Here is a 13280-nt window from a genome sequence, read left to right as displayed (position 1 = left end):
CAAGGTAGAAATTTTTAGTCAATACCCCATTCCCTACTCCCTACTCCCCACTCCCTAAAAAATATCTGCCGGGTCTGCGGAACGAAGTTTGTTAATAGCAAGTGCGCCAGAAGTGATACACATTAAAACTGCGGAGATAAAGACAATTAAGGCATTATTCGCAGTCATCATAATTGGTAACTTTGTAGCTTCCATTGCAAAATTATACAAAGCCACAGAAACTAGAAAGCCTGGTATATAAGCTAATAATGCTAAGATTAAAGCTTGTTGAAAAACCACATTTAAGAGATAAGAATTGGGATAACCAATAGCTTTTAATGTGGCATAAGCAATAAATTGTGTGGCAATATTGCTGTAGAGAATTTGATAGACAATTACCACACCTACGACTGAAGCCATTGTCAGCATGAGGTTGAGAATAAAACCTATTGGTGTTCTAGCAGACCAATATTGCTTTTCAAAATCAATGAAACCTTGGCGATCAAAAACCCTGACATCATTCGGTAAATTAGCTTGTAAATTAGCTAAAACCTTGTCTTTATCAGCTTCAGGATTGAGGGTGATGATACCTATATCGATTCTCTCAACGGGGCGAGTGTTGGGATTGATGCGAAGAAAAGTGGAGTCACTGACAATTAAGTTACCATCTACACCAAAGGAAGGGCCTAAGCTAAATAACCCAGCCACTCTAACTCTGTAACCTCTGGGTCCATCAAAAGGAAAAATTTCAATCGTCTGTTCGGTATTGCCTTTGTCAAAATTTGCCGCAATCGGGCCAAACTCCGGTCTGGAATCCCTATCAAACAACATGAAATCAGGAATTTTTAGTCTATCTAAATTTTGCTCGACTTCAGGAATATTCAACACAGATTGTCCTGGATCGAAACCCATCACATAGATAGAATATTTTTCACCAGTAGCAGGGTTTTTCAATTTTGCAAATTGCAAATACAAGGTGTTAACTGATTGCACACCATCAAACCCTAAAGTTTGGTACAAACGAGTCCGAGAAAAACTTTGATTTGCAGTTAACGCTTTATATTGAGAACTAACTAAAAATAAGTCACCTCTAAGACTCTGGTGTACGGCTGTAGCACTAGAATAAAGGGCATCTTGGAAACCAAGTTGCACAAACATTAGCAAAACAATGAAGGCAATCCCAGCTACAGCCACTAAAAAACGCAGTTTTTGTTGGACTAGCTGTAGCCATGCCAAAGGAATTTTAAAATTCATGGCTTGTTATGAGGGAATGGGGAATGGGGACTATTGTCTAAATCTGAATAGCTACATCTACCTGTAAATTAGTTAACCGCTCTACCCGTTGACTGTCTGCGGGATTATCGATGGAGATTTTGACTTCAACGATTCTGCGGTCTGTGTCCGTGGTGGGGTTGATGCTGAAGATGCTTTGTCTATCTACTTGCAAACCAATTGATTGAACGCTGCCATGCAATTTACCGCTAAATGCAGGGCTAGTGATGATCGCTTTTTGACCTAGACGCACTTTTTGTATATCGGTTTGATACACTTCTGCAATCACATACATTTGTGATGTCTTACCGATATCAGCGAATCCATTAGTACCGATCGCTTCCCCTGTTTTGGCATGAATTTTTAAGATTTTGCCGTCTATGGGAGCTTTAATATAGGTTAGCTCCTGGTCTGCTTTCGCTTGTTTGACGGCTGTTACTGCACTTTTAACTTCATTTTGTGCCAACTCTACATCTACAGTTCGTACCTCTCGAATACTGTTGAGTCTGGCTTTGGCTTCTTTGATTTGGTCGGAAAGGGTGTTTTGTGTACGGCTGAGAGTCGCTTTGGCTTCTGTTAGTTGTTGTTGTGCTGTTTTCAGTTGTAAAGCTCTAGTATCGGCTACGGAAGCGGGAACAGCTCCTTCCCGGAGTAATTTTTGATAGCGATCGTTTTCTGTTTGAGCATTATTAAATTCGGCTTGAATACGGCTGATTGTGGCTTCTTGCGCTGCAACTTCTCCTTTTAATTGCGACTGTAAACGAGCTATGGTAGCTTTTTGCGCTTCAATGTCCCCTGGTTTAGCTCCAGCTTTTACCTGTGCTAGTTGAGATTTAGCTATTTGCAGTTTATTTAATGCTTGTTCTAAAGCTGCTGTAGCGCGAGTATAATCTTCTAGGTAAGCCAATACTTGCCCAGCTTTGACCTCTTCTCCTTCTTTGACCAACTGTTTTTCTACCCTGATACCGTTGGTAGAACTAGGCGCGGATAAAGTGGTGACTCTGCCTTCTGGTTGCAAACGTCCCAAGGCTGTAACAGCAACTTTCACGGGTGCAACCTTGGGAGGATTGGCGGCAGGAGCCTGATCTTGAGTACGAAATTTGTTTGGGGAAAAACTGTAGAAGGTTACTAATCCAGTCGCTAAAGTGATTGATGCTGCTAAGATTAACCGCCACCGACCTTGAGGTTTGTTAAATAACTGGCGTAGGCGTTCCTTATTGACTTCCATATTTTTATTCCCAATTTGAAATGTGATCAGTCAGAAATATTTGTGGGGACTGGGGACTGGGGAAAAGAGCTTTACTTGCGTCTTGGTGTACGCAGTTAATTACGGATACTATGAGGAATGTTTCCCTGGATTAATATCAATTAGTGAAAGAATCTAATTAATGTATGTGAATGGTTTGATAGTTTGGCCTCTACCGCAAACAAATCACCAAGCGGTAACATTAATGATAGTGAATTGACTACAAATCTTTCTCAGTTTTACCTTAATTGGAGTTGGCATCAAGTAGCGTAAAATACGCTTACATTCTTAAAAAAAACTTAAATACCAATCAGTACGAAGCGGGGGCTAAAAATCAAAGGCAAGACATCAATAAATACGTGTTTAATCATTGCAAAAAAATGTGTTTTTGTCAATGGATTGGGGACTGGGGATTGGGGATTGGTGATTGGGGACTGGGGATTAATAATTAATTCTTCCTTATCTTCCCTTTTGCTTTCAATATTATTGATGAATTGCGATCGCGTTTGCTGTGTATGATCGGACATTCTCTGGGATTATGTGAGTAAAATCATCATTTCCAGATATTGCTGAAACATATTCGGTGTATTTGAGTCGTAATTGTTGGTGTTTTGGCTAAATGCACTGAATAAGATTAATTATGCCTACAGTACCCATCGACCAAATTAAAATCGGTCACAACCGCCGTCCGGTCAAGGGTGACAAGGTTGATGAACTGAAGGAGTCTATTAAGGCTAATGGTTTACTGAACCCCATCACAGTAGACCAAAAGCTGAATTTGATTGCTGGATTACATCGGCTGACAGCTTGTAAATTGCTGGGACTAGAGGCAATTGAGTGCAATATTGTCGCTTATGCAGGTGCTGACCAGGCGCGGTTGGCAGAGATTGACGAAAATTTAATTCGCAATGAGTTAGAACCTCTAGAACGTTCAGAATTATGGTTAGAACGTGACCAAATTCTCGAACGTATGGGTTTGCGGGCGAAGGTGGGAGACAATCAACATACCCTCAAAGGTGGTGAAACGATTTCACCACCACCAAAAAGAACTTTAGAGTTAGCGAGGGAAGCTGGCTACTCAGAACGCACCTTTCAGCATGGTAAGCAAATTGCTAAAGGTATTCACCCCGAAGTTAAACAGTTAATTAAGGGTACACCCATCGCTGATAGTCCCACCGCACTGTTAAAAATAGCTAGGGCGGGGACAAAAGAACTGACTTTAGCAGCAGCAGCACAACAGGCTGGAGAGTTAGCCCTGGCTAAAGGAGATATTGCAGAAGCCCAACGGCAAGCGCAATTAGTAGATGAGTTGAAATCCCAGCAAAAAGCAGCACAGATATTAGCTTACAAAAGTGCTATGGCGCAAAAAGAGGCTAAGTTAGCTGTCAAGAAAACTCAAAGTCAATCAGAACAACTAGCGATATCTTCCCCTAATCCCATCATTCAAGCAGGTGATGAATGGATATTAGGCAGACATTTAGTCTATTGTGGCGATACCTCCCAGCAGGAATTTCGTAACTTATTACCTTCAGATGCGGCGCTGGCGATCGCTACTCTCTCACCCACCTGGGAGCATAATTACTTGGTAGATGAAGCCAGAGTTGTGGCTGTTCTGCGTTCTGAAGGACATATTTATGATTTTTACAAAAATAATCAAATGCCCTTTCAATACGAATTATTATTAGGCAATCTTTACATAGGAATTTTTTCTCATCAAATCATCCCCAAACCCCAAACCACAATTAATGTCGAAGGTGTGGAAGGAATTATTAATTATTTGCTCAATTTGTACACCAGTCCTAATAATTTTGTGATTGCTCCATTTATGGGACATGGTGAAATTCTCATTAGTTGCGAAAGATTAGGTCGGATTTGTTTTATTGGTGACAGCAATCAAGAATTAGTTAGCCGTGGACTGATGCGGTGGCAACAATGGACAGGTAAACCATCTCAGAAAATAAGTTTTGTTTCTTAACGGTATTGCACCAAAAACAAAAATATATTTGTGGTGTTAAATACTCAGACATCCTTAATTCACATATTCTTTCTCTATTCCCTATTTTGTTTATTACGTACAATATATAAAATAAATGTTTGCTTAATAAATAACTCTTTAACATTAATAAGCCGTTTATATTAAAAATTCATCAAAAAACAGTCATTGATTATGATGTCCTGCTGAAAAATAAATTCGTCATCCTATGTAATCTGATTTGTATATTGAGGGAATGTTTACGGGATTTACAAGGGACTAATACTGTCATTCCTGCCTTGTGCAAATGAAGTTTACAGTCTCCATCAAGCAACTTCCCAGCCTGGAGTTATGAGTTATTAATTATACTTATGTACCATACCCAATTTGAAATTTCCATCAACAAACCCAGGGCTTTTTTATAAAATTAATTTAAACGAATGATTTAGTTTCGATGAACCATGCTATTCTTTGTATTAATTCAACGCCTAAAAGCAGCGAGGTAAATTAGTTATTTATGTGCGCGTGGAACAGTAAAAAATGACTAAACCTAGCTGCCTCATGATCACTGTTAAATGGTTGCTGATTCGTGCAAATAAATGTGTAGATTCGGAATCAAGGTGATGTTTCTTCTGTAACGAACTTGTCAACTTTTCTGGGTTAAATCCCATAACATATATTATCCTGGACGCTGAAACTGGCTATGGCATTCATCAAAATACAGAACGTTGTCATTAATACCAGCTATGTGGCTGCGGTGAAGCTAAACAATCAAACGAGTTTGGGAGAAAAAAGCGTTTCTGTCTTAATAGCTACTCCTAAGTTTCCATTGTTCCAGTTAGATCCAATTACTCAGAATCTCTACCATTACGAATGGATTGAATTCACTGGTCAAGCAGCTACCGCGCTCCAAGATTATTTTACCAGTTTCAACAACGTTATTGACCTATTGCCACAATATCAAGAGTCAAGCGTTGGATAACATTAATTTTGCAATTGCCTAATAAACATCAAAAGCGTCCGTTCATCAGGGTGAAGTGGGAAGAGAGGCTAGAGGCTGGAGACTAGAGGCTAGAGGCTAGAGGCTAGAGACTGGAGACTAGAAATTTTTTACTCAGCAACCCAGCACGCTGCTCACGCTCCACTAAACTAACAGCACCTGCTAAATGCCCCGCTACCGCTAACAGCACTCAACTTGCTAACAAGAAATAACGCTTCTCAGGGCAAGCTACAGAAATTACTGTAGCGGCAAAATCCACAGTACCCCAGAACATAATATGTCCTATGTCTGCTAATTCAATTGATACAGCCTTAGCGGAGTTAGAAAGCCAAATTAGTAACTGCGAAAAGGCTTTGTTGCGGTGTATTGAGGAAAAAAAAATGCAATCAGAAAAACCAATGTCAATCAACAAGATTAACAGACAACTACAACAAAATCCTATAGCCATTATTGGTATGGCCTCTCTGGTGCCTCAAGCCAGAAATGTGCGGGAGTATTGGCAAAATATCATTAACAAAATTGATTGTATAACTGACGTTCCTTCTACCCACTGGAGCGTTGAAGATTATTACGACCCCAACCCCAGAACACCAGAAGATAAAACTTACTGTAAACGCGGTGGTTTTATTCCAGAGGTTGATTTTAACCCAATGGAATTCGGTATTCCTCCCAGCATTTTAGAGGTTACTGATGTTTCGCAACTATTAAGTCTCGTAGTTGCGAAAGAAGCAATGGAAGATGCTGGTTACGGCGACTCTCGTGAATTTAACCGCGAGATGGTGGGGGTAATTTTAGGGGTAGCTATGGCCAAGCAATTGGGTATGCCCCTTTCTGCGCGGTTAGAATATCCCATTTGGAAAAAAGTCCTCAAAAGCAGTGGACTTTCTGACGAAGACACCAACAAAATTGTTGAAAAAATCCAAAGTGCTTACGTCAAATGGGATGAAAACGCTTTCCCTGGGATGTTGGCTAACGTTGTGGCTGGACGCATCGCCAACCGCTTGAACTTTGGTGCAATGAACTGCGTAGTTGATGCAGCTTGTGCTAGTTCCTTCGGTGCGTTGAAAATGGCGATTAGCGAACTCGTCGAACATCGGGCCGACATGATGCTGACTGGTGGTGTAGACACTGACAACACCATCATGGCTTACATCTCCTTCAGCAAAACCCCAGCCGTATCTCCTAGCGAGAACGTCAAACCCTTCGATGCTAAATCTGATGGGATGATGCTGGGTGAAGGTGTTTGTATGCTGGTGCTAAAGCGTCTGGAAGATGCAGTGCGGGATAACGACAGAATCTATGCAGTGATCAAAGGCATCGGTACTTCCAGTGATGGACGCTACAAAAGTATTTATGCACCCCGCAAAGAAGGTCAAGTCAATGCTTTGCGCCGTGCTTACGAAGATGCAGGCTTCTCTCCCGCTACCGTTGGTCTGATTGAAGCGCACGGTACAGGGACAATGGCTGGCGACCCCACCGAGTTTGGTTCTTTAAGAGACTTCTTCTCTCAACACGACAACAAAAAGCAGCACATTGCCTTGGGTAGTGTGAAGTCCCAAATCGGACACACCAAAGCAGCTGCCGGTGCAGTCAGCTTGGTTAAAACCGCTTTGGCATTACATCACAAAATTCTGCCCCCCACAATTAACATTACAGAGCCGAATCCCAAGCTCAATATTAACGATTCATCTTTTTATCTCAATACCGAAACTCGTCCTTGGATTCGGGCGGAAGGGGAAGCACCAAGACGGGCGGGTGTTAGTTCCTTTGGTTTTGGTGGAACAAACTACCACGTAGTTTTAGAAGAATACGAAAGTGAACAAAACCGCCCCTACCGTCTACACAGCACCCCCCACGAAATCCTACTGTTTGCCTCTAATCCTGGGGAACTGTTGAAAAAGTGCGAAGAAGCTTTAGGTAACTTGCAATCAGCAGGTGGCGAAAAACATTTCCTCAACTTAGCGCAAGAGTGTCAATCTGTAGAAATTCCCCAAAATGCAGCCAGAGTTGGCTTTGTCGCGGAAAATCTCACAGAAGCTTGCAAGTTGATGCAAACTACCATTGATTTGCTCAAGCACAAAGCAGGCGCAGCTAACTGGGAGCATCCCCAAGGGATTTACTACCGTGCTTCCGGTATGGAATTGGGTGGTAAGGTTGTATCCTTGTTCTCTGGTCAAGGTTCTCAATACCTAGAAATGGGTAGAGAACTGGTGATGAACTTCCCCACCTTGCGCCGTCTCTACGGTTACATGGATGGGTTATTACTTAGAGATAACTTGCGATCGCTCTCAGAGATTGTTTTCCCCCATCCCGTATTTAATGAAGACGAGAAAAAGGCGCAAGCGGCTGCACTGCAACGCACAGAATACGCCCAACCAGCGATCGGCGCATTTAGTGCAGGTTTGTATTCCATCCTCAAGCAAGCTGGCTTTAAGTCTGACTTTGTAGCGGGACACAGCTTTGGTGAAATCACCGCTTTGTGGGCTGCGGGTGTATTGAGTGACCAAGATTATATGTACTTGGTGAAAGCTAGGGGTCAAGCAATGGCTGCGCCCAAAGACCCTGATCACGATGCAGGTACAATGTTGGCGGTGAAGGAAGACATCAGCAAAATCGAACCGATTCTGAAGCGATTCCCACAGGTAGCGATCGCCAATTACAATTCTCCCACTCAGTTTGTATTGGCAGGTTCCACCGGCGACATTGCCAAAGTGCGTGAAGCTTTACAAGCACAAGGCTATGCAGCCGTACCCTTACCAGTATCCGCCGCCTTCCACACCTCACTGATTGCTTTCGCGCAGAAGTCATTTGCGATCGCTACCAAATCAGTCACCTTCAACGAGCCAAAACTTCCTGTATTCACCAACGTTACAGGTAAGCAATATCCTAAAGAACCCCAAGCGATTCAAAAAATCCTGGAAACTCACCTAGCTAACTCGGTGCTGTTCAAGCAGGAAATTGAAAATATCTACGCAGCTGGTGGTTACTGCTTCGTGGAATTCGGGCCAAAGAGAATCCTCACCAACTTAGTAAAAGAAATTCTCGGCGATCGCCCTCATGTTACCGTAGCCTTGAATCCCAGCGCCCAGAAAAACAGCGATCGCTCCTTACGGGAAGCAGTAGTGCAAATGCGCGTCCTGGGTATGCAATTGAAGAACATCGACCCATACCAAACCCAGCCTACCTTACCCCCAGCCGATAAGAAAAAAGGTATCAGCATCACCTTACGGGGTATCAACTACGTGTCAGAAAAAACCAAAAACGCTTTTGTGCAAGCGTTGAATGATGGACACAAGGTATCCTTACCTGCTGCACCTACAGTCAGTGTCACCGCTACTGAAGTTAAACAGACACCTGTTATCTCTGCACCAGTGGCAACAGTCGCACCAGCGATGTCTGCACCAATCAAAGAAACTAACGGTAACGGACGCGCCGCCAAAATTGCCAATCACTCTAATATCATCACTGAAGCCAAACCTAAAATGAACTCTGCGATCCTTGCACCTCAACTAGCTGAAGAAAAGAAGATGCAAACACCAGAAAAACTGGAAAACTTCCAGCGAGTGTTAACAAGCTTAGAGTACCTGATGACTCAGTTCCAGCAAAACCAAGCTGAAAATCTGCAAGTTCACGGTACTTACCTCAACCATCAGATGGAATATACCAAAGCGTTCTTCCAACTGATGCAACAGCAAAATGCTTTGTTTGCTAACGCTAAGACTTCCCAAGAAGCTGCTCAACTCAAGCTAGTAGTGATGGAAAGCTTGGAGCGCAGTTTGATGCAGTTTCACTCCCAACAAGGTGAAACCCTCCGCATCCATGAAAAATATCTTCAGGAACAAGTAGCTTACGCGAAAAACTTCTTCGACCTCATTCAGCAACAATACTCAATGGTTCTTTCGAGTGGCGTAACCGCAGCAGCCACCGAAGCACCAGTTCAAGAAATTAGCAAGCAAATCCCCGCTTTCACCATCGACACCCCTGTTGTGGAAGCACCCGCATCTGTGGCTAAAGTTGAACCTGTAGCAAAGCCTGAATTCACCATCGCTGATGCACCTGTTGCACCCGCAGCGTGGCAAATGCAGCCTGAGCCTGTAGTTGAAGCACCCGTGGTTGCACCTGCGCCTGTGGCTCAAGTTATTGCTCCCCCAGTCAAGGAAGTGGAAGTTGCACCCGCACCTGCACCCGTTGTACCTGCACCTGTAGCTGCTCCCGCCGTAGATTTGGCTGAGTTGGGTAACAACCTGCTAGCAATTATCAGCGATAAGACTGGCTACCCAGTAGAAATGCTGGAAGTAGAAATGGATATGGAGGCTGACTTAGGTATTGACTCCATCAAGCGGGTAGAAATCTTAGGCGGATTGCAAGAATTGTATCCTGACCTACCCAAGCCAAACTTAGAAGAATTGGCAGAAAAACGCACCATCGGTCAAATTATCGAGTTCCTACAAGCTAACGCTGCTAGCGGTCAACCTGTAGCAGTTGCCACTCAGCCAGTAGTCGAAGTAGCCGCACCAGTTGCACCTGCACCTGAAGTAGTTCCTGCACCAGTTGTAGCTCCTGCTGCACCTGCACCTGAACCAGTAGCAGTTGTAGAAACAGTTACTGAAACTGAAGTTGCAGACACCACCGACTATGCAGATATCGGTCAAACTCTGATTAACATTATCAGTGAGAAAACTGGCTACCCAGTAGAAATGCTCGAACTGGAAATGGACATGGAGGCTGACTTAGGGATTGACTCCATCAAACGGGTAGAAATTTTAGGGGGATTGCAAGAAGTATATCCCAACCTGCCCAAACCCAACTTTGAAGAATTAGGCGACTTACGCACAATCGGTCAAATTGTTGACTACCTCCAGAAGCTGGTGGGAGGTGAAAAAAAAAAGCCGCAGTCTGAGTTTAGCTGGCAACCAGTAAAAGTCATCGACGGTGTACAACGCCGTCCAGCCAAACTCAGATACCTACCAACACCCGATCGCCTAGAGTTCAAATTGCCAGAGGGACACATCTGTGTAATCACCGATGATGGAACTCTGACTACCTCCCAAGTAGCGCAAGCTTTAACGGAAAGTGGTTGGAAAGTGGTAGTTTTGAGCTTCCCCCAATCGATTGTTCCCCAACGCTCGCCCTTACCCGCAGGCGTGAACCAAGTTAGCCTCGCAGATATGAGTGAAGAACTACTGCAAGAAAAATTATCTGCGATCGCTACTAACTACGGCACAATTGGGGCTTTCGTTCACCTCCACCCCAGATTTCAGGTAGCGAACATCGGCAAAGTTCCTTTCATCCCAGAAGAAAAAGCGATCGTGAAGCACGTTTTCTTTATGGCGAAGCACCTGAAAAAATCCCTGACTGAAGCTGGACGTTATGAGCGTAGTTGTTTCTTCACTGTCACTCGGTTAGATGGTAGTTTTGGATTAGAGCATGATGTGAATTTTGGTGCGATCGGTGCTGGGTTGTTTGGGTTAGTCAAAACTCTGAGATGGGAATGGTCGAATGTATTTACCAGAGGAATTGACCTCAGCCCCAACTTAGATGCAAGAACTTCAGCACAGCACATCATTGATGAGTTGCATGATTCTAATCTTTGTATTGCTGAAGTCGCTTACGGTTCTCAGGGACGTGTTACTTTGATTAGTTCTTTTGAGTAAAGGGAGTGGGGATTGAGGATGGAAGTTTAAACGCGGAGGGGAGGCAGCGCGTTGGGCGGCTATGCCGACTTGTAGCGACTGCCGTCGCGCAGAGGTAAACGCAGAGGTACGCGAAGAGAATTTGCCTAGTCCCCAGTCCCCAATCCCCAGTCCCCAATCCAAAATTCAGATTTCAAAGCCAAGATTTTTAATAATATGACTACACTTACTCAGGTTCGTCCTTCATCGGTTTTTGTTGTTAGTGGTGGTGCTAAGGGAATTACGGCGCAGTGTGTGGCGAGATTAGCACAGCACCAACCTTGTCAGTTTATCTTGCTTGGGCGATCGCAAGTTATTGAAAATGAGCCGGAGTTTGCTCAGGATTGTTTTGACGAGGCTGTATTAAAGAAACGGATTATGCAGCATCTCATCTCCCAAGGGGAGAAGCCGACACCGATGAGTGTGCAGAAGGTCTATAACAAAATTGTTTCTAGTCGCGAAGTTAAGCAAACTCTGGCTGAGATTGAAAAGACTGGTGCAAAGGCTGAATATATCAGTGTTGATGTAACTAATGTGGCGGAGTTACAGCAGAAATTAGCAGCTGTGTCTGCACGAGTTGGGAAGATTACAGGGATTATTCACGGTGCGGGTAATTTAGCTGATAAGTTGATTGAGAAGAAGACAGACCAAGATTTTGAGAAGGTTTACACAGCTAAGGTGCAAGGGTTAGAAAATCTGCTGTCTTGTGTGGATGCTAAACAATTAGAACATTTGGTGTTGTTTTCTTCCGTGGCTGGATTTTATGGGAATATTGGGCAATCAGATTATGCGATCGCTAATGAAATTCTCAACAAGTCAGCCCACTTGATGAAGCAATACAATCCTGATTGTCACGTTGTGGCTATCAACTGGGGCGGTTGGGATAGCGGTATGGTGACACCAGAACTCAAGAAAGCCTTCGCCGAACGGGGAATTGATATTATCCCTGTGGATGTGGGTACACAAATGCTAGTCAACGAACTACACCCCAGCCATAGTGACTCTACACAAGTAGTCATTGGTAGCCCCATCATCCCCCCACCCGGAACTCTAGACCCCCAACTCCGCAGCTATCGCATCCATCGCCGCCTGACTGTAGATGCTAACCCCTTTTTGATGGATCATGTAATTGCTGGGACTCCCGTACTTCCAGCCACCTGTGCCATGTCCTGGATGATTCATGCTTGTGAAGAATGCTATCCAGGTTATCGCTATGTAAGTTGTAAAGAATTCAAAGTTTTAAAGGGTATTACCTTCAATCAAACCCTAGCGAAAGAATACATTCTCGAAATTCAAGAAACCGCTAAAAATGGTTCTGAATCCATCGAATTTCAGACCACAATTCTCAGCAAAACCCTCGAAGGAAAAACCCACTATCATTTCCGCGCCAACATTACAACTGTGCGCCAAATACCAGAAATTCCCATCTATGAATCTGTTAATTTAACAGAAGATAATATCATCAAAACCACTGGTAAAGACTTCTATCAAAATGGTGATTACTCCTTATTTCATGGCCCAGCATTCCAACAGATTACCAGAGTAATCAACATCAGCCCAGAGAAAATTACTACTGAATGTTACTGGTCAGAAATCTCACCAGAAACCCAAGGACAATTTCCCATCAGATGGTACAACCCTTACGCCACAGACTTAAGTACCCAACCTTTATGGGTATGGTTAAGCCATTATCACCAAGAAGTTTGTTTACCCGGACAACTAACAAATTCCGAACAATTTAGACCCATTCCATGTAACGCCCCCTTCTACGTTTCTTGTGAAGTCATCAGCAAAACTGCAACTGGCTTAACCGCCAACTTCATGCTCCACGACACCGAAGGAAAACTCTACTCCCGCATCTTAGGAGCAAAAGCAATCATTGCACCAATGAACCTACACAAACCGAAGTAGGAGGGATTGGGGACTGGGGACTGGGAACTAGGTTAAAAATCTCCCTTTTCTCTTCTAATTCCTCTTCTCCCCTACATCCCTAATCTTCTCTCCTTCTTTCCTTTGCGTCTTTGCGCCTTTGCGTGAGACAAATCTTAAATAAAACCCCTCAAAACATCCTAAATAAATTAGGATTGCTATAGTAGGCCATTTATAAAGCACAGTAAATCCTTAATCGTCTCAAGTTCT

General features: G+C 43.5%; 6 protein-coding genes and 1 pseudogene. 4 read left to right on the top strand and 3 right to left on the bottom strand.

Annotated features, from left to right (window positions below):
- Positions 1–54: 54 nt before the first annotated feature.
- The 3 genes from devC to NOS7524_RS26225 all read right to left on the bottom strand — a co-directional run bounded on the left by devC (position 55) and on the right by NOS7524_RS26225 (position 3024).
- The gene (gene devC, locus NOS7524_RS26235) at positions 55–1233 is read right to left on the bottom strand and encodes an ABC transporter permease DevC (protein ID WP_015141507.1); all 1179 of its coding nucleotides are present in this window, start codon (positions 1231–1233) and stop codon (positions 55–57) included.
- 37 nt (positions 1234–1270) lie between these two features.
- Positions 1271–2479, bottom strand: coding sequence for an ABC exporter membrane fusion protein (locus tag NOS7524_RS26230; protein ID WP_015141506.1), 1209 nt, complete (start codon positions 2477–2479; stop codon positions 1271–1273).
- Positions 2480–2796: 317 nt separating this feature from the next.
- A complete protein-coding gene (locus NOS7524_RS26225) occupies positions 2797–3024 on the bottom strand; it encodes a hypothetical protein (RefSeq protein ID WP_015141505.1) in 228 nt (75 codons plus the stop codon).
- A 113-nt stretch (positions 3025–3137) separates the two neighbouring features.
- On the opposite strand from NOS7524_RS26225, the gene NOS7524_RS26220 reads away from it, so the two are divergent.
- From NOS7524_RS26220 to NOS7524_RS26205, 4 genes and pseudogenes are all read left to right on the top strand, one after another.
- Complete coding sequence (locus NOS7524_RS26220) at positions 3138–4472, top strand: ParB N-terminal domain-containing protein (RefSeq protein WP_015141504.1); 1335 nt, start codon at positions 3138–3140, stop codon at positions 4470–4472.
- A 700-nt stretch (positions 4473–5172) separates the two neighbouring features.
- Positions 5173–5451: a hypothetical protein gene (locus NOS7524_RS26215; RefSeq protein ID WP_015141503.1), complete on the top strand. Its 279-nt coding sequence runs from the start codon at positions 5173–5175 to the stop codon at positions 5449–5451.
- 302 nt (positions 5452–5753) lie between these two features.
- A complete protein-coding gene (locus NOS7524_RS26210) occupies positions 5754–11123 on the top strand; it encodes a type I polyketide synthase (protein WP_015141502.1) in 5370 nt (1789 codons plus the stop codon).
- A 195-nt stretch (positions 11124–11318) separates the two neighbouring features.
- Positions 11319–13052 (top strand): annotated as a pseudogene (locus NOS7524_RS26205) (SDR family NAD(P)-dependent oxidoreductase); the annotation flags it as partial.
- Between the last annotated feature and the right edge of the window lie 228 nt (positions 13053–13280).

It is taken from the genome of Nostoc sp. PCC 7524, assembly GCF_000316645.1.
Classification (GTDB): Bacteria; Cyanobacteriota; Cyanobacteriia; order Cyanobacteriales; family Nostocaceae; genus Trichormus.
The sequence above is the reverse complement of the archived record's forward strand: the minus strand, read 5'-3'. Positions and strand labels throughout refer to the sequence as shown.

Bases quoted from the DNA above. Each gene is read 5' to 3' on its own strand.
- NOS7524_RS26220 (WP_015141504.1), top strand. From the start codon at position 3,138: ATGCCTACAGTACCCATCGACCAAATTAAAATCGGTCACAACCGCCGT.
- NOS7524_RS26210 (WP_015141502.1), top strand. From the start codon at position 5,754: ATGTCTGCTAATTCAATTGATACAGCCTTAGCGGAGTTAGAAAGCCAA.
- NOS7524_RS26225 (WP_015141505.1), bottom strand. From the start codon at position 3,024: ATGTCCGATCATACACAGCAAACGCGATCGCAATTCATCAATAATATT.
- NOS7524_RS26230 (WP_015141506.1), bottom strand. From the start codon at position 2,479: ATGGAAGTCAATAAGGAACGCCTACGCCAGTTATTTAACAAACCTCAA.
- NOS7524_RS26215 (WP_015141503.1), top strand. From the start codon at position 5,173: ATGGCATTCATCAAAATACAGAACGTTGTCATTAATACCAGCTATGTG.
- devC (WP_015141507.1), bottom strand. From the start codon at position 1,233: ATGAATTTTAAAATTCCTTTGGCATGGCTACAGCTAGTCCAACAAAAA.